Genomic DNA, 18,247 nt, shown 5'->3' on the forward strand with positions numbered 1-18,247 from the left:
CGAAAAGGATGTTAGCCTATTCCCTTTATGTGATGGTTATGAGAGCTTCACTTCTTAACTAAAGGCTGTAGTCACATTGATTTTTGTGTTTCGAACAATTCCTAAAACACATAATTACGGTTTCTCTTTGGCCATTTTTCGTCAAAGCAGTGAATAACACAAACGATAGAAGATATAAATGTAACTAGTTTACGTAAATAGCAATATTATTTACGAAAAGAGACTAAATAAAAGAGCCTAGCATTACGCTAGGCTCTTTTATTAGGAAAATACTAATCTGCTTTTCCCTCGTTTCTTTGCTTCGTATAACGCTTCGTCTGCTGATTTTTTTAATGTATCTACAGATTGTCCGTGTTCAGGGAAGATTGCTACTCCACAGCTAATTGATATATTAAGTTGTATATTTGATAGTTGAATAGAGTTTTCCGAATAATAGGTTATAAGACGTTCGTATAGCATTTCAATTTGAGCAGTAGAGCTATTTTTTACGATAATCATAAACTCATCGCCCGCATATCGATACCCTTCGATTTCATCGTTCTGGATAGTACTAATACCATCAGCAAGCACCTTTAAATATTTATCTCCCATGTCATGACCATATAGGTCATTCACCTTCTTAAGATTATCTGAATCAAGCATAACAAGCGTAATGTCATCATCACTTTCTGCCATCAGTTTCGATAAATCTTCATGGAAAGCTCTGTGATTTTTCAAGCCTGTTAATTCATCAGTTTGGGACATATAATAGATTTTCCCATACAATCTAGCAGTTTCAATTGAGTTAAACACCTGTGTACCAATTAACTGCAGCAGCTCTTCATGCTCTTTACGGTAAGCAAAGTCTTCAAAGCACTGTGCAGAGATAACTCCTTTTACTTGATCGTCAATGATAATCGGTACAAACAAATGAGAACGTGTTTCTTTAACTCCAATAATAACATCGAACTCTTGTGGTTCACTTGAGTCTTTCACATGGATAATCTCTCTAGTCTTAATTACTTTAGTTGTATAATTATCACCAAGCTCTATTTTTGCGCGCGGGTAATACTCTCCGTTGTCTATCATAAATAGAAATTCTGCAAAATTATCTCCCTCTTTATAGGAAGCGATATAAAATGAATCAGTCGGCATTACTTCCGAAACAAGTTCGAATGCTTTTTCTAGTAATACATCTTCATTTAACGTTTTACTACACGTTTGAGAAAAATCATGAATGATTTTATAATGTTTATTCAACCAATTCATATTTTCAATTTGTTCGTTGATGTGTTGAAGTTGCGTGAGAACTGATTCCACTACTTCTTTATCTTGGTGTTCATTTTCATATAACGTATCAAGCATTTTCTCTGTATCATTCGTCACGATTTCCCCATCAGAACCAATCTTCTTTAGTAAACGGTCAATGATCGAGAGGATCATTTGGTATTTATTTTTTACCAGGTTAACATTTCCCATATTAAACACATCCATGAAACATTTTCTTTTCACTTTTTTACGAATACGTCTATTACCAATGGCAAGTTTTTTGTGAATTCTCTGTTGCAACATGAACCACACAGGTTCTAAATAATAAAGCCCTTTTTGTAAACATTGTTGCTATTAATCAACTCTTGGTTACTTTAATAGAGTTATATCGGTGAAATATTATTAGCTTTGACGAGAGGATGTCAGAGTGTAGTCCATATGTTTCTAAACTTGTTGAAATACAACAATCTACGGAAATCAGTCAAAATAAAAAAGATTAATCGCAACCGATTAATCTGCTGTAGAGGAATTAATCAGAATATAATTAATTCTCTAACTGTAGAATATTTCGGCAACTGGCTGGCATTATCAAAGACATTAGCCCCTCTAGTTTTGCGTCCCCACTTTTCAATGGATTTGCCCCTACTAAATATTATTATTTTACTATATAAATCCCATAAATTTTACATCTATAACTATATTATAGTTCTTTTATACCTTCGTCAATTAATTAATAGAAAGAAAAATTTAATAATTTAGATTGTTATAAACAACTCTATATCTATTATACCTTAATTTATCTCAATCATAGCAGTTATATTAATAATTCCCATCAATTTACTATACTTAATAGTAAGATTTCTGTGAGAACCGTAAGGCACTTCATCTACACTATTTTATATTAACCTTATGAATATCCTCTTTTCATTTGATAGACAAGGATTTCCTGGTCTTGATCTAGCAATACCCTTTCTGGAGGGGATAAAAAGTTTCTTATGTAAATTGTAATAAAGGTTCCATTAAATGAGACATATACACCATCTGGCTCATTACCAAAACTTTCATGAAGTAATGTTGAATATAGCTACTAATTTTCTTGTGTTTTTCTTCCTCTTTTTCCGTTAGCCCCCGTCCTTCCTCTCACTTTAATACAAAGGCAATAATACTGTTATCTCTCTTAAAGTCCCAATCAACAAAAATATCTGAAACTGGATTTTGAAAAATTTCTTCAAACCTTCCATCACGATGAAGATATGACTTTTCTAATTCGTCTTTTGTTACAAGTAATGTATGTTCATACCCTTTTTCAATTAATGCTTTTTCGATTTGAATTAAAATACCTTCCCTTTTAACTAAATAAAGTTTAGGTGTAATAGGATAGACCTTCGTTAATTCAGGCTTCTTTTGGACTAGAATAGTAATTCGGTCAACTTCTTGTACTAACGAGTTAGAAAGTGAATCAGATAAAGTATGACAACTTCCTTCGATTATGCTATGTTCAAATTGTACCGTTATCATTCCTCTATTTTGGTGATAATTCCAGTCATGATAAAAGTATTTCACATCTTGTTCAAACTCTATTTCAAGAACACCTTTTAACTCGGTCAGAACATTGGTCATGACAATATTACGCGAGATTTCGATGTTATCTGAGTTACCATTTTCAAGTAATATAACTTCCATAGGAGATAGAAAGCCTCTTATGTAAAAAACCAAAAACTGCATATTCGCATATGCATAACACGATTCTGGTCCGCGTCCAAAGTTTTTTCTCAGCATCTTACTGGTTAAACTACTAATATCCATTAGCTTTTGATTGATTGGTCCTGACATAATCCTACAACCCTCCCATGTGCAATTGCCTTCAAAATATTATGTCCAAATTTAACATCTTCTATTGAAAATAAAAGCTCTTTTCATAAACATTATTGTATTTCTTCAATCGTATTAGAAACAACATTCACAATGGATACAGCAAAAATAAAAAGAGAGAATTTCTTCTCTCTAAATTTCTTTATGCATATATTCGTTCAAATCCAAAGATAAAATAGCTTTTATTATGATTAAAATCCCAAGTGATAAACAGCTCTTCAATTGAGCGATTAAATGCTTCTTCAAACAATTGCTTCTGTTTCATATATTCATTCTTAATATATAGAGAATGACTAATTAATAAATCAATATTACCATTATCGTATAACAAGAAAGCTAATGGAAACATCACACTACTTACTTCAATTGCACAAATATTATGAGTGAACTTAACGATTTTTAGATCATGTGGCATTTTATGCATTTGTGAGCCGACACTTTGAAACAATTGTAAAACATTCTCTTTAAGACGATTATTTGTAGAGTCTTCATAATCAAGACTATCTTTTAATTCCATCACCATAATGCCTGAATTTGTATGATAGTTCCAATCATTTGATAAGGAATCAAAATTCATACTTAATCCTTTCGAAGCTTCTTCCAGTAATAATTCGGATAAAGAATCGATTACTGCAGAACGGAATCTAGCTACCAATACTATTTCGTTATTTTTGACTAAGACTTCCTCAGCAGGTGTCATAAAGCTTCGTACATATACAAATAATCTGTTCCCTCTTAAGACTGTATAACACGTCTCTGGTCCCTTTCCAAAGCCTCGCTTCAACATCTTACTGAAAGAACTGCTCAGAGAAACTAAATCTTCTTGAGTTCCAAGCATTAAAATCCTCCTTCTGAAATAAAAAATGGCCTAACTTCAGATGCGAAGTTAGGCCATGGTCAGACGGCTACTGTAATAGCTTCTACCATTTACCAATCTATTATTTAATATATTATATAAGTGCTGTAACAAAAAAAATATATGAACCTAAGTATAACTAATGACTTCAATTCATTAGACAAATAGTATAATACCATTTTTTAATTAGGATAACAACCTTTACATTACTCAATTTCAAACAAAGCTAATGGCATTTGCACATAAATACTTGTTCCGTTATCACTGCTTTTAATTGTGATCGTACCTTTATGTTCTTCTATAATTTGATGACTAACAAGCATCCCTAAACCTGTTCCATGCTCCTTTGTTGTAAAAAAAGGCTCGCCAATTCGTTTTAAGATGTCTTTGGGGATACCATCACCATGATCAATAATAGCTATTTGAACTGAATGTTCATTTATAATTGCGCCGTCTAACTTAAGATTACCACCGTTAGGCATGGCTTCTATCGCATTTTTAATATAATTGATCAGTACTTGTTTAAGCTGATTTTCATCACCCATTATCCAAAGATTATTAAAACTATATCCTTTCTCAATTTGAATATTATTCAATAGAGCCTGTGGTTCCATTAAAATCACTACTTGATCGAGTAATTGTTTAAGATTCACTTTTTCAAAGGATTGTTTAGTAGGTTTAGCTAAAACCATCAACTCTTTTAATATAATCTCAATGCGTTTAATTTCTGAATTAATAATTTCAAAATAAGCCTTGCTCCCCATATTTTCACTATTTAACAATTGTATAAATCCTTTAATAGCTGTGATTGGATTGCGAATTTCATGTGCAATCCCCGCAGCTAATTGCCCTGCTGCTGCATGCTTCTCCGATAAGCGAGTTAACGTATTAATCATTCTTTTATATTGCTCATCTTTGAGTTGTAATGAATTTGTATTTTCATTCTCTTTAAAGATTAGATAAGAACCAATACATTCATCATTATGTTTAAAAAATATTGGAACTGAAATGACATGTACATCTGCTATTTTCCCATTCCCTAATTTAATTTTCGAGTCAAAATAGTTTAGTTGCTCACATACTCTATCTTTTAAAAATGATTGATTTTCATTTAGTGCTTTGTCAAAAAGATTAAATAGATTCATATCGTGAAGGAGGAGTTTTCTTGAATATCCTAAAAATACTTCACATTTCTCACTCGCGTTTACAATTTTACCTTCCGCATCAATAATTAGGAATACATCTGTACTATTGGATAGTATTGAGTATTTACTTTCATCAATATATTGAAGTAACTGTTTACGTTTATGATCATTTCTAATCTTCATAGTAAAATAGACTCCTCCTTTCTCCCGAAAACGTTTCGCTCTCGAAGTTTCAAACTTGAAACTCAAAAATAAACAAAAAAAGCCCCAATAAGCGCAGGTATTATCCTGCAACTTATAGCGGCTTTAAATTCTAGCGTATAATTCTAGATTTCTTTTACCAATTTTAGTTTCCATTTCTACAAATGGTTCTGTTTAGATTTGAGCTTTAAACACAATATCCACTTAAGATACTATAGTATCTTTCTATAAATTACAATAAATTCTTTATATCTAACATTTAATTATCCTACTTAGGGATCACATGTATACATTATTTTCATACAAATTTAGGCAAATTTTCAGTTAACTCTTAATATAATTATCAAGAAACATTACAGTAAATGGGAAGGGGTACTACATATGTTAAAGAAGTTTGCTTCTGACGCACTGGGTTTATCGGACATTGGAAAAATTATTGGGCCAGAGAATTATGATAAGACTGATGCAGATGATTACATTAGACATGAGGATAACGAAAAGATTTATTTCCTAATTAAGACCAAGGCAGATGAGTATTGCTTTACCAACATTGCTTTCATTCATGTTGATGGTGAAAATGCTGTCTCATCCAAGAGAATGTTAAAGCGCTATCCTTATTCACAACATAAAGTCTCAAACGTATTACTTGAAACTGCTGGGAGATTGGACTTAGATATCGAAATTAAATTTTCACTTGGAAACCAAGCGTTTAGTATTGATGTTGATAAAAATCAAATTGCAAAGTTAAATGATTTATATAAAGCTTTAGTTTATATTTCGGAAGTTAATCACGAGAATAGCATTAAGTATGAAACGGCTGTCCAAAGCTTAGAGAAGGCTGTTTCAGTATTACAAAACTCTAGAGCGACAGAAACGTCTCTTTCGGATCAATATAAACAATTAACTGAGTTTGGGTTCTCTTGGCTATCTTCTGCCCGTGAGCAATATCATGAGAAAGATTTTGGCGCGGTTTTTGAGAAATATATAAATAATTAATATAAAGCCCCATCCACTACCATATGGTTGGGCTTCTTTACTAGATAAAACTAACCTCATTCACTATCAAATGCGCAAATCAAAATAGTACAACAAATTAAAAGGTAGTTGTGTAATAACTTTTCGGTCTCATCATACATTTTTTAGTATATGAAAATCTGATGAGTGGGGGGAGATCATGAAACAATTCAGCTCATTTTATGGCATGATTAGAAGTATTCAAGATTTTAGTACAGGTGGAAATGAGGAAATGACAGGTTGTTATAAAATAATTTCTGTCATAAATAGTGAAGGAACTCAAGTAAATTTCGTAGTAAGTCCAACCACTTATTTTCTAGACCATGTAATGGTTCAAATTGGAGATATGGTTACTGGGTTTTATGATGTAAATGCACCAGTTCCATTTATATATCCACCACAATATCAAGCCATCGCAATGGCAAAAGATACTCCTAATCAAAATGTAAAAGTAGACTTCTTTGACAGTCAACTTGTGAGTAGAGATGGTCAATTAAAATTAAACATTTCTATTTACACACCAATCTTATTGCCAAACAATCAAGCATTTACATTAAACCCTTCTAATAGAAACCTACTTGTTGTGTATGGTCCTAGTACGTTTAGTATCCCTGCCCAAACTCCCCCGTATAAAATAGTCGTTATGTGCTAGTGGACGATCTGGATTAGAAAAACACTAATAATATGACAGTAGGGGCATCCCATTTAAGAGATTGCCCCGTTTGTCAGTTGGTTGTAATATTGTTTATTTCTTAATTAGCAAGGCTACACATTCTATATGTGACGTATGAGGAAACATGTCAACTGGCTGTAAGTATTCCACTTTGTATAATTGCTCTAAAGTAGCAATATCTTTCGCTAACGTTGAGGGGTTGCAAGATACGTACACTACTTTTTTCGGTTTTACTTTTTTGATTGTTTCTAACAGCCCGTTATCTAGTCCCACTCTTGGTGGGTCTACGACGATTACGTCTGGTTTCCAGCCTTCTTTTAACCATTTTGGTAGTACATTTTCTGCTTTTCCGACTTCATAGTGAGCTGAGTGGAAACCATGAGATGCTGCATTTTTACGTGCATCTTCAACCGAGTCAGGAATAACGTCCATTCCACGAATTTCACCCGCTTCTTTTGCAAGCCATAATCCAATGGTCCCTACTCCACAATACGCATCGACAACTTTTTCCTTGCCAGTTAAGGATGCGGCTCTTTTTACTTCATCATAGAGCTTTACTGTTTGTATTGGGTTAAGCTGAAAAAACGCCCTAGCACTTAGTTCGAAGGATAGATCACCTAACACCTCTTGAATTGTTTCTTTCCCTCCTAAATGCAATGTTCTTTCTCCGAAAATTAACGATGTTTTTTCACCATTAATATTTTGCATGATCGATTTTACTTCAGGTAATCGTTGCCTAATTTTTTTAATGAGAATTTCCCGTTTTGGAATGTCTTGTTTTGTTGTAATTAGAACGACTTGCAGTTCTCCTGTTTCAATACCAACTCGTGTGACGATTGTACGAATAAGTCCTTTTCTAGTGCGTTCATTATAAATTGGAATTTGCAACTCTTGCAAGATTTGTTTTACTACTTGTGATACTTTATTTGTTCCCTCGTGCTGTACTTTACATTCTGTAATATCGATCAGTTCGTGTGAATTCATGCCATATAAACCTGCAATAACTTTCTGCTTTTGCAGACCTACTTGTAATTGACTTTTGTTTCGATAATTCCACGGGTTTTCCATTCCGATCGTTGAACGTATATCAAGGTCTGATATATTTAACTTTGTGTATTTTTCAAATGCTTGAATGATAATATCGCGCTTTTCCCGTAGCTGTGCATTATAATTCAAGTGTTGCAGTTGACATCCTCCACATGTATTAAAAATAGGACAAGGAGGTGCAACTCGGTCTGGAGATGATTTTCGTATTTTTTTCACTTTGCCTTCAATAAATGAATTTTGAACGTTCGTTGCTTCTGCCACAATTTCTTCACCCGGCAGTGCACCTGGGACGAACACTACTTTACGCTTAAAATAACCTACACCTTCACCGTTAATTCCTAATCTTTTTATCGTTAAGGGAAATGCTTGTCCTTTTTCTAAGACAGCTCCAACTTGTTGTTTGTTTTTCAAACGAATCCGCTCCACTTTAGTTTTTATGTATTAGTTCGTATTATATCATGTAAATTGGCAATGCTAAATGATGGCTATCGTGAGGGTATATGGAAAACCCTAAAGAAATTGTTCCTTTAGGGTGTGGTTGTAGAATAACTGAATAGCCAAGGATGTGGGAGCGATTTCTCCATCATTAAATCATCCAGGCTTTTAAATGTGTATCCCTGTTTTTCGAGGTCAGTAATAATTTTTTCTAGCGCTTCGGCATTGTCTTTTGAAACAGTGTGAAGTAAAAGAATTGCTCCTGGGTGAATCTGCTTCATTACTTGGTCGTAAGAGTATTGCCATCCTTGTTGCTTATCTGTGTACCAATCAACAAATGCTAACGACCAAAACACATTTGTGTAGCCTAATTGTTCAGCAAGGGCTAACGTTCTTTCACTGAAGATTCCACGAGGAGGACGTAGGTAAATCATACCTTTTTTTCCGGTAATTTTTTCGTATTCCTTCTGAACTAATTCAAGTTCCTTTTTCAATCTAATGTCACTTACTTCTGTTAAGTCCGGATGATGCCATGAGTGGTTTCCGATGATATGTCCCTCATCTACCATTCGTTTTACAAGCGCCGATTCTTTTTTCAAATAATGACCTGTAACAAAAAACGTGGCTGGTACGTGTTTCTTTTTCAACACATCAAGTACTAGTGGTGTATACCCATTTTCATATCCATTATCAAACGTAAGATAGATCTCTTTTTTAGATGTGTCACCTAAATAAAATCCATTATATTGAGCTAAAAGCTCGTCTAACTGCTTTCCAGCAGATGGCACTTCATGATTCACGCTCTTTTTAAATCCCCAATGCGTCTTAGCATTTGAGTAGTTTGTTGCCTCCGTCTGTTGTACAAACGGAATAAAGAGCATACAAATTAACGCTACAATAAATGAAACTTTCCACTTCATATTCTTCCACTCCTTTCATAAGATTTTCTCTATGTGAACGATTTTTTTTATTATCAAGATTAGTGTTTGTTATCATTAATCTTTCATGCTCTGAAAGGTTTTCCAAAAAGAAAAACGACAGGTACATGGCACCTGCCGCAAGTTCTATTATTTGAATACTGGTTGTTTAAATTGAGCAAGCTTTTCAAGAGAAGATTTTTCTACGTCTTGATGTAAGCTGTTTCCGTGAGAATCCATTGTTACTACGGCTTTAAAGCCTTCAACCTTTAAATGCCACATTGCTTCTGGAATACCGAATTGCATTAAGTCTACACCTTCTACTGATTTAATACAGTCAGCGTAATATTGTGCAGCTCCACCTATTGCATTTAAGTAGACACCGCCGTGTTCTTCAAGAGCAGCAAGTGTTTTTGCACCCATTCCACCTTTACCGATTACAGCACGAATTCCAAACCTCTTCATAATGTCACCTTGGTAAGGTTCCTCCCGAATACTTGTTGTTGGTCCGGCAGCTTTTACATGCCAATTTTCTTCTTCATCTTTTAGCATAACTGGACCACAGTGGTAAATGATTTGACCGTTTAAATCTACTGGCGAATCATTTGTAGACAGGTATTTATGGATCGCATCACGGCCTGTATACATCATTCCATTAATTGTTACAACATCTCCAACTTTTAAGTCACGAATTTGTTCTTCTGTGATCGGGGCTTGAAGAACGACTTCACGAGATTCTGTTGCAACCTCTACTTCTTCTACTTCTTTAGAGAAATCAATCTTTTCTCCTTCTTGGTACATCCAATCTTGAATTTCACCAGTAGAAGGATTAAGCTTTACACCTAAACGGCGATAAGCCCAGCAATTGTAAGCTACTGAAACGAAAAAGCTGGCAGGAATACGGTGCATAACACCAACTTTACAACCAAGTAAAGTTGTTTCACCACCAAAGCCCATAGTACCAATTCCAAGGCTGTTCGCATTTTCCATGACATACTCTTCTAGTTTTCGCAAATCTTCATTTGGATTTACGTCATCTACTGAGCGGAATAATTGTTCTTTTGCTAAATCATAGCCACTTGAACGGTCTCCACCAATACCTACACCGATAAATCCTGCACTACACCCTTGACCTTGTGCCTGGTATACAGAATGCATGATACATTTTCTAATCCCATCAAGGTCACGACCAGCACGTCCTAATCCCTCTAGTTCACATGGAAGGCTGTATTGGATGTTCTTATTTTCACAACCTCCACCTTTTAAAATTAGGCGTACATCAATGTAATCCTTTTCCCATTGTTCAAACTTAATAACTGGAACACCGTCACCTAAGTTGTTTCCGCTATTTTCGCCAGTTAGAGAATCAACGGAGTTTGGACGAAGCTTGCCGTCTTTTGTTGCTTCCTCAATCGCATTTTTAATGGCTTTCTTAATCTCTAATTGATTAACCCCTACTGGAGTTTTAATTTTAAATGTTGGTAATCCTGTATCCTGACAAATTGGAGATACATTTTCATCAGCCATTGATATATTATTTGTAATGGTCGATAGAGACATAGCAGCACGAGTACCAGCGCTTTCCTTCGCCTTTGCCACTTTAATCGCTCTACGCACATCCTTCGGGAGATTTGTAGAAGTTTCTACGATAAGCTTATACATACTTTCTTGAAGCTTTTGCATGTTTATAAGGACCCCTTCCCTTTTCCGCATTCCACGGACATTTATCTCTGTTTCTAACTACTTTATCATTATACGACTATTATTTTAATTTCTAAAGAATTTTGTAAGCACTAACAAAATTTAACGGGTGGTGCCAGGCACCACCCGAATTTTGTCGAATATTCTTTTTCTTTATTTCTAATGTTATTCTTGTTCTGTGTCCTCAGTGTCTTTTTCTGAGCCTTGGTCTTTTTTGAAGCGCTCTACTTTGCTTTCTAGGTCGTCTAACATTGCAAGTAGGCGGTCGATGTCTTCTACTTCGGCTTCTTCTGGATCAAGATGATCGATTACTTCTAGAAACATTTCTAGACGATTTTTTAAATAAGATAGTTGTGAGTCTGGATTTGTTGTGGCTTTACCCATTTGTATTCTCCTTAAAGTTGTTGTCAATTTCCTAGTAAAAAGATATCATAAGTACGTTATTTAAGTAAAACTCGGCTAAAGCAATTCATATGAAGAAGGTCATGGCCATCGTTTTTTCTTAAAGTGCTAAAAAGGTTCATCCAATCTTTTAGCTAAGAAAGGAAGTTATTTGTATGACAATAAAAGTTCAAAAAAAGATTACCCCCTCTTATGATCCTTGGGAGGCTTATTTAGATGTTCAAGAGCATCAAAAATTAACTTTATCAAATATTGAGTTTACGACAACAACACTTTGTAATATGAGGTGCGAGCATTGTGCCGTTGGCTATATGCTTGGGCCAAAGGACCCACAGGCACTTCCACTCTCTCTACTATTTCAACGATTAGATGAGATCCCTCATTTACGTGCTCTAAGTATTACAGGTGGCGAACCAATGTTATCATTAAAATCAGTTGAAAACTATGTCGTTCCTTTACTTCAGTATGCCCATAATCGCGGCGTTCGTACACAAATCAACTCGAATTTAACATTAGATATGGATCGATACGAGAAAATTATTCCTTATTTAGATGTTCTACATATTTCCCATAACTGGGGTACAATCGATGATTTCGTCCAAGGCGGATTTAGTATGATGGAGCGAAAACCGTCTTATGAACAGCGTAAAGCTTATTTTGATCAAATGATAAAAAACGCAAAAGAACTCACTTCAAGAGGTGTTATCGTTTCTGCTGAAACGATGCTTAACAAAAGAACTCTTCCACACATGAAGGAAATACACAAACAGATTGTGGAGGAAATGGGTTGTCAACGCCATGAAATTCACCCAATGTATCCAAGTGATTTTGCTAGTAATCTTGAGATTTTAACGAAAGAAGAAATACGTGATTCTATACATCACCTACTTGATATTCGAAATGAAGAAACGTGGATGTTATTTGGGACATTACCTTTCTATGCATGCAGCGATGATGAAGAAGATCTTGCACTACTTCAAAGACTACGCGAAAGCAAAAATGTAACGGTTCGCAATGATCCCGATGGTCGTTCCCGCTTAAACGTTAACATTTTTAACGGAGATATAATCGTAACAGACTTTGGAGATACACCTTCGCTTGGTAACATTCAATCACACACGCTTCAAGAAGCCTATGATACTTGGAATTCTTCCACATTCGCAACACAACTAAATTGCCATTGCCCGTCCGTTCAATGCCTTGGGCCAAATATATTAGTGAAGAATAGTTATTATCCAACTACAGACTTTCAATCACGTAATTCAAAGCTATAAACAAAAACCCTGCTAACTTTAGCAGGGTTTTAAACTTTATCTAGGTTGATCCGATACAACAAATCCAAAGGATACATGATCTTGAACTGGAATCCATGCTCCAATACCTTGTGATGTTACATTTTTAATATCAATTGTTCTTTTGTTCCCTTTTAAAACTAGATAAACCTCACCAAAGGTAACCTTTCCTTTTTCATTCACTGCAGGCGCATAGGCATATAAGTATCCCAATTTTCGTGGTGAGATATTATAGACTTGTTCCTTTTTTGTTCCATATCCAACAACTGTATGAAACGATAAAGGTAAATTCGTCTTTTCCATCGCTTTTAAAAGCATCATCTTCTTAACGTCTTCTGCCTTGGAAATTTTCGAAGTCAATCCACCTTTTACGTGTTTTTCAGACTCTTGTTTGTAATACATACGCTGAACAGCATTACCGCCTCGGTTATCTGTTAGATTTGTGTTAATTTTTTGATACTCCCAGTTTGTGTTTGTTTCCCCTGATTCATAACGAAGTGGCCATTGCCCCATGTAAATCGTCGCTCGATAACCAAATGCCAGAGGTGCATCCGAAATTGTCGTCTCATTTAGCATTCGAATAAGATCAGGATTTTCAATTGGAATTTCAGAGGTTTCTAATAGTTGCTGTGTTAAATCACTTGGTTGAAGGTACGGTAAATCCTGAGTAGGGTTCGGATACGTATTTTCCTTCGTAATGTTCATAACAGAACTTGGAATTTGTACCTTAGTCTCTTGCTTCACCTCGGTTTTTTCTTTCTTTTCTGCAAGAGTGATTGTTTGAGTTAGTCCAAAAAATAAAATAGTTATGACAAAAGCTGATATAACTTTTTTCATTTATACATACTCCTTTTCAAATAGGATAAAGCCTTTTCCTATAGTTTTTTCATTTAGAAATAGGATTATCCACAAAAGGATTATTTTTTATTGCATTCTTTCCTTTATACGCTCTAATCTCGGTGCAAAAACTTGAATAAACGGTCCAACTGTTAATGCAATAATAATTGTTCCAATCCCAATTGGCCCTTTGAATATAAGTGCTAACACTAGTGCAGTAAGCTCTCCTAATGTTTTGGCTACCATTAAATTCACCTTTAGTCTGAATTGAATCGATAACATAAAACGATCAATAGGTATTAATGGATATTTTGACTGAAGGTAAGTTGCAATTCCAAAGGAAAGAAACAGTAATCCAAGGAATAAAATGATTAATTTACTTACAATTGTTGCTGGTTCTAAGTTTTCGAACACATAGATAAGCCAGAAATCGATAAAGAAGCCAACGATGACAATTGTAAAGATTGCTAAAAAATCAGGTCGTTCTTTTAATAAAAATCCATTTAATATGATTAATATAAGACCTACAATAATAACCCAACTACCTACTGTTAAGCCAAATGTGTTTGAAAGTCCAACATTAAGGGCATCCCATGGACCTGCTCCCATATCTGATTTTATCGTTAAGCTAACCCCCATTGAAAGAATAGTCAGCCCTATTAAATAAAACAAAATTCTAATTTTATGCATATCTCTTCTCCTTTACTTACTATTGATAGCATACCATTGAAATTGAAGAACAAAATAAAACGTACAATTTTAATTTATTTGAATATTTACAACATTTAAAATACGTGTTATACTCTATTTAACCCTAAAGCTTTTCATTCCTTAATTCCTACATTTCATTTATTTTGCACTCATTAGTATGTCCGGCAAAGGCCCCTATCATAATTGATAGGGGCCTTTGCTATTGTTTAAATTAACTTAAATGTCTCTTCAATTTCAATGCTTCCTGCAACTGATTGTGCCATTGGGCAATTTTTGTTCGCAAGATGAATCGATTTCTGAACCTGATCTTCCTTCAAATTTTCACCTTTTATCGTATAATGAATGTTTATTTTTTCAATTCGATTAGCATACTCAGGATTACGCTTCACCTCTGTATCAATCGTGATATCTTCTATATTTAATTTCTTTTTTTCAAGAATTGTACGGAGAACTCCTCCGCTACACACCGCGATAGACGCCACCATTAGTTGGTAAGGTCTAAAACCGTAATCCTCATTACCTGAAACATGAAGCTCACCGTACTCAACATTTGTTTTAAAACCAACTTCCTTCATTTCAAACCTCATACATACACTTCCTCTTCTTATCTATTTCCTACATTATAATTTTTCTTCCTTCACCTTTAAAGTAATCTGTACTTTTCTATTGGCATATTTCGGAAAGGGTGATACGATTTGTTAGTGAATTTTTTTAGAAGTGAGGCTTAGAGATGAACAATAAACTACGCTTTTGGATACTTGTCAGCATTGTTGCGATCTCTGGTTTTTCGCAAGGTATGTTACTGCCATTAATTGCTGTTATATTTGAAAATCAAGGATTGGAATCTTCTTTAAATGGATTGAATGCTACAGCATTATATATTGGAATTTTACTCGTCTCACCTTTCATGGAAAATCCACTGCGGAAATACGGCTATAAACCCGTCATTATTTTTGGTGGATTACTTGTTATCGTGTCGCTCGCACTATTTCCATTATGGCACTCGTTTTGGTTTTGGTTTTTACTAAGACTACTGATCGGTATTGGGGACCATGCCTTACATTTTGGGACACAAACGTGGATTACTTCTTTTTCTACAAAAGGGAACCTAGGGCGAAACGTTTCTTTATATGGGTTATTTTTCGGCATCGGTTTTGCTGCTGGTCCATTAATGACACCACTGGTTACAATTAATGAAGCGCTTCCCTTTATCGTTTCTTCAGTACTCTGTCTAATCGGGTGGGTCTTCCTTTTCTTATTGAAAAATGAATTCCCCGATGAAGAATTCAAAGTCAGTACATTTGTAGATACGATGAAACGATTTTCAAAGGCTTGGAAATATGGGTGGGTTGCGTTTCTCCCACCGCTAGGTTACGGATTTTTAGAGGCATCTTTAAATGGAATTTTTCCTGTTTACGGCCTGCGAATTGGTCATTCTGTCACAAACATCTCGATTCTTTTAACCGTCTTCGCTGCTGGAAGCATTATTACACAGCTTCCACTTGGTATATTAAGTGATAAACTAGGTCGTAAAAATATATTAATGATTGTACTATCAACAGGGACCTTGGCTTTTTTAATTGCAAGTCTTTTTGAACATTCTTCAATTGGATTAACACTTTGTTTCTTACTTGCTGGAATGCTTGTTGGCTCTACGTTCTCACTTGGTATTAGTTATATGGCTGATTTATTGCCAAGATCCCTCTTACCAACAGGGAATTTACTTTGTGGAATTTCGTTTAGTATTGGGAGTCTATTAGGTCCATTTCTTGGAGGATTGTTCATTCAATGGTTTAAAACGATTAGCTATTTCCACATCATTAGTCTTGTTTTATTTATCATATTCATTGCCATTGTATCTTCAGGCAAGAAACAACAAATCGTTGAACAAGTGGGCTAGCATCAGTAAGGTCTGGACTAAAGTTTTCTAGGGAGGCGTAACACGTGATGAACACGTAGTTACGCCTTTTTTTCTTAATTTACACATAATAGTTGCACAGTTCTAATAGACTGTTATATAATAATACAAAGAATATAACAAACTGTATTAAAACAGTAAGGGAGCGGAAACGAATGAGTCGACAAGAGCGGAGAAACATGATTGAATTTATTCAACGAACAAAGGGGTTAGCAGAAGATCAGCTTGTATATATGACTGATGCAGAAATAGAGCATATTTACACAACTGCTTATTTTCATTTTGAAGAGATAGTGGAATAAGAAAAAGAGGCTGGGACATAAGTATTTCAGCCAATGATAAACCCGAACTATTAGGCAATATCTTGCACCTAATAGTTCGGGTCTTTATTTGTTGATTTCAATAGATTTGTTTGATTTCGTTACTATTTTTAAGAACTAGTGGAATGGAGCGGAAGACACTCGACTCCTGCGGGAAGCAGAGGAAAGGCTGAGACCCCGCAGGCGTAGCTGAGGAGGCTCAGATTCCTCCCCGCGGAAAGCGAGTGTCTGCAGCGCAATGGAACGAACTAGTGCTTCCGCTTAACTGATTAATAAATTACAAATGGTACGAAAAAAGTATAATATTTAATAGGTAGAATAATTTAGATATTACTCGCCTTTGAGGATGATTTATTTAGTTATGTCCCAGCCTCTTACTTATTCCGTATTTTTTTCTCTAAAACAATTTAATGAAGCATTGAGCTCCCCACCAAGTAAAATAATCATCCCTGATAAATAAAACCAAATCATTAAAACGATAATTCCCCCCAAGCTACCGTATGTGGCAGAATAGTTACCAAATGTTCCTACGTAATAAGAAAAGCCTGTTGATACTAATATCCACCCAAGTGTCGCGAAAAACGCCCCCGTAAATACCTCTTTCCAATGTAGATGTTTATTTGGGGCAAAGTAATATAAACAACTAAACACAATAAATAAAATGACAAAGCTACCAATCCATCTTGCTGCATTCCAAATCGCTAAAAACGTTTCAGATAAACCAAACGCAGAGAAAACAAACACACCAATTTTTTGCCCAAATACCGGTAGTAATAATGCAATCACAATTACGATAATCATTGCAATCGTAAGCAATACAGACATTAAACGAGCCACAAGAAAATGACGAGTTTCCTTTACATCGTACGCTCGATTAAAGGCTCGAATAACGGCATTCAAGCCATTGGAAGCTGACCAGATGGTGAATATAATCCCAAAGGATAAGAGGCCTCCATTTTGCTTTTGAACAATTCCTTCTAGTGTCGTTTGAATAATCTTCATAGATTCACCAGGTGCATACTGATTAATCATACCTAATAGATCGTCCTGCGATAATGGCAAATAGCCTATTAGCGTAATTAAGAAAATGAGAAACGGAAAGAGTGACAGTAAAAAGAAGTAGGCCAATTCTGCCGAAAGTCCCGCTACCTCGTCATTTTTAAATCTTTTCCAAAGTTCGATTAGTAAGGGTTTGTCTTTAAACATACATTCTCCTTTTGGAATATCCTTTTGTTTTTGATTTTATAATTCTACAAGCCATTCCCAATTACCTTAAGATTTCGTTTATTTTCCCACGTTTTGTCCGTACTAAACTATATGTGGACAAACTGCTAACATTCACCAAAATCGTTTGTTTTTTCTTTACTATAGAGTCTACAGATTCATTTCATGGTACAATACTAATACATGTTTTACATAAGGAGATGATAAAATGGATTTATCTCAAAAAACTACTGAAAATATTGAGTTTATGGTCAATGAAATCTCACAAAAATTAAAGTTATTAAATGCTGGAATCATTAAAGCAGCTCATTTTAATGAATCAGCCTATGATGATTTAAAAGACCTATATCAACTTGTAAAGAGTAAAGACAACTTCTCGATTAGTGAAATGCAAGCTATTGCTGAAGAATTAGGGAACTTAAAAAAATAGTGCC

Annotated in this window: 18 protein-coding genes, 1 pseudogene and 1 riboswitch; of the genes and pseudogenes, 6 read left to right on the plus strand and 13 right to left on the minus strand. The window is 34.8% G+C overall.

Annotation, left to right across the window (positions count from 1 at the left end; all coding sequences use genetic code 11):
* Positions 1-261: 261 nt before the first annotated feature.
* The 5 genes and pseudogenes from JR050_RS02110 to JR050_RS02130 form a co-directional block, all read right to left on the minus strand.
* Positions 262-1,458, minus strand: a complete 1,197-nt coding sequence (locus JR050_RS02110; protein ID WP_204201866.1) for a sensor domain-containing diguanylate cyclase — start codon at positions 1,456-1,458, stop codon at positions 262-264.
* A gap of 357 nt (positions 1,459-1,815) precedes the next feature.
* A riboswitch (cyclic di-GMP riboswitch) is annotated at positions 1,816-1,899 on the minus strand.
* Between the two features lie 256 nt (positions 1,900-2,155).
* Positions 2,156-2,311 (minus strand): annotated as a pseudogene (locus JR050_RS20750) (Na-translocating system protein MpsC family protein); the annotation flags it as partial.
* A 77-nt stretch (positions 2,312-2,388) separates the two neighbouring features.
* A complete protein-coding gene (locus JR050_RS02120) occupies positions 2,389-3,081 on the minus strand; it encodes a Na-translocating system protein MpsC family protein (protein WP_204201867.1) in 693 nt (230 codons plus the stop codon).
* 181 nt (positions 3,082-3,262) lie between these two features.
* Positions 3,263-3,958, minus strand: a complete 696-nt coding sequence (locus JR050_RS02125) for a Na-translocating system protein MpsC family protein (RefSeq protein ID WP_204201868.1) — start codon at positions 3,956-3,958, stop codon at positions 3,263-3,265.
* Positions 3,959-4,182: 224 nt separating this feature from the next.
* On the minus strand, positions 4,183-5,304 hold the full coding sequence (locus JR050_RS02130; protein ID WP_204201869.1) for an ATP-binding protein: 1,122 nt from the start codon (positions 5,302-5,304) through the stop codon (positions 4,183-4,185).
* Between the two features lie 399 nt (positions 5,305-5,703).
* On the opposite strand from JR050_RS02130, the gene JR050_RS02135 reads away from it, so the two are divergent.
* Both JR050_RS02135 and JR050_RS02140 read left to right on the plus strand, forming a co-directional pair.
* Complete coding sequence (locus JR050_RS02135; RefSeq protein ID WP_204201870.1) at positions 5,704-6,318, plus strand: PH domain-containing protein; 615 nt, start codon at positions 5,704-5,706, stop codon at positions 6,316-6,318.
* A 178-nt stretch (positions 6,319-6,496) separates the two neighbouring features.
* The gene (locus JR050_RS02140; RefSeq protein ID WP_204201871.1) at positions 6,497-6,988 is read left to right on the plus strand and encodes a hypothetical protein; all 492 of its coding nucleotides are present in this window, start codon (positions 6,497-6,499) and stop codon (positions 6,986-6,988) included.
* Between the two features lie 93 nt (positions 6,989-7,081).
* Here JR050_RS02140 and rlmD read toward each other — a convergent pair whose 3' ends face one another.
* The 4 genes from rlmD to JR050_RS02160 all read right to left on the minus strand — a co-directional run bounded on the left by rlmD (position 7,082) and on the right by JR050_RS02160 (position 11,493).
* Positions 7,082-8,467 (minus strand): 23S rRNA (uracil(1939)-C(5))-methyltransferase RlmD, encoded by a 1,386-nt coding sequence (gene rlmD / locus JR050_RS02145; protein ID WP_204201872.1) that lies wholly within the window; start codon positions 8,465-8,467, stop codon positions 7,082-7,084.
* A gap of 116 nt (positions 8,468-8,583) precedes the next feature.
* Positions 8,584-9,411, minus strand: a complete 828-nt coding sequence (pdaA, locus tag JR050_RS02150; protein WP_204201873.1) for a delta-lactam-biosynthetic de-N-acetylase — start codon at positions 9,409-9,411, stop codon at positions 8,584-8,586.
* A gap of 147 nt (positions 9,412-9,558) precedes the next feature.
* Positions 9,559-11,091 carry a fumarate hydratase gene (locus JR050_RS02155; protein WP_204201874.1) on the minus strand — a complete coding sequence of 511 codons (1,533 nt, stop codon included), beginning with the start codon at positions 11,089-11,091 and terminating at the stop codon, positions 9,559-9,561.
* A gap of 183 nt (positions 11,092-11,274) precedes the next feature.
* Positions 11,275-11,493: an SE1561 family protein gene (locus tag JR050_RS02160; protein ID WP_204201875.1), complete on the minus strand. Its 219-nt coding sequence runs from the start codon at positions 11,491-11,493 to the stop codon at positions 11,275-11,277.
* A gap of 173 nt (positions 11,494-11,666) precedes the next feature.
* On the opposite strand from JR050_RS02160, the gene yfkAB reads away from it, so the two are divergent.
* Positions 11,667-12,785 carry a radical SAM/CxCxxxxC motif protein YfkAB gene (gene yfkAB, locus JR050_RS02165; RefSeq protein WP_204201876.1) on the plus strand — a complete coding sequence of 373 codons (1,119 nt, stop codon included), beginning with the start codon at positions 11,667-11,669 and terminating at the stop codon, positions 12,783-12,785.
* Positions 12,786-12,821: 36 nt separating this feature from the next.
* On the opposite strand, the gene JR050_RS02170 is transcribed toward yfkAB, so the two are convergent.
* From JR050_RS02170 to JR050_RS02180, 3 genes are all read right to left on the minus strand, one after another.
* Entirely contained in the window at positions 12,822-13,640 is an 819-nt protein-coding gene (locus JR050_RS02170; protein WP_204201877.1) for a YfkD famly protein, read from the minus strand.
* 87 nt (positions 13,641-13,727) lie between these two features.
* Positions 13,728-14,330 (minus strand): YczE/YyaS/YitT family protein, encoded by a 603-nt coding sequence (locus JR050_RS02175; RefSeq protein WP_204201878.1) that lies wholly within the window; start codon positions 14,328-14,330, stop codon positions 13,728-13,730.
* Between the two features lie 227 nt (positions 14,331-14,557).
* Positions 14,558-14,938, minus strand: a complete 381-nt coding sequence (locus tag JR050_RS02180; protein WP_204201879.1) for an OsmC family protein — start codon at positions 14,936-14,938, stop codon at positions 14,558-14,560.
* A gap of 143 nt (positions 14,939-15,081) precedes the next feature.
* Between JR050_RS02180 and JR050_RS02185 the strand changes: the two genes are divergently transcribed.
* Together JR050_RS02185 and JR050_RS02190 are read left to right on the plus strand one after the other, a co-directional pair.
* A complete protein-coding gene (locus JR050_RS02185) occupies positions 15,082-16,251 on the plus strand; it encodes an MFS transporter (protein WP_204201880.1) in 1,170 nt (389 codons plus the stop codon).
* Positions 16,252-16,424: 173 nt separating this feature from the next.
* A complete protein-coding gene (locus JR050_RS02190; RefSeq protein WP_204201881.1) occupies positions 16,425-16,571 on the plus strand; it encodes a BH0509 family protein in 147 nt (48 codons plus the stop codon).
* A gap of 396 nt (positions 16,572-16,967) precedes the next feature.
* Here JR050_RS02190 and JR050_RS02195 read toward each other — a convergent pair whose 3' ends face one another.
* A complete protein-coding gene (locus JR050_RS02195) occupies positions 16,968-17,795 on the minus strand; it encodes a YihY/virulence factor BrkB family protein (RefSeq protein ID WP_204201882.1) in 828 nt (275 codons plus the stop codon).
* A 226-nt stretch (positions 17,796-18,021) separates the two neighbouring features.
* Here JR050_RS02195 and JR050_RS02200 point away from each other — a divergent pair, with 226 nt between their 5' ends.
* Entirely contained in the window at positions 18,022-18,243 is a 222-nt protein-coding gene (locus JR050_RS02200; RefSeq protein ID WP_204201883.1) for a DUF1128 domain-containing protein, read from the plus strand.
* The last annotated feature ends 4 nt before the right edge of the window (positions 18,244-18,247 follow it).

It is taken from the genome of Bacillus suaedaesalsae (genome assembly GCF_016890225.1).
Classification (GTDB): Bacteria; Bacillota; Bacilli; order Bacillales; family SA4; genus Bacillus_BS; species Bacillus_BS suaedaesalsae.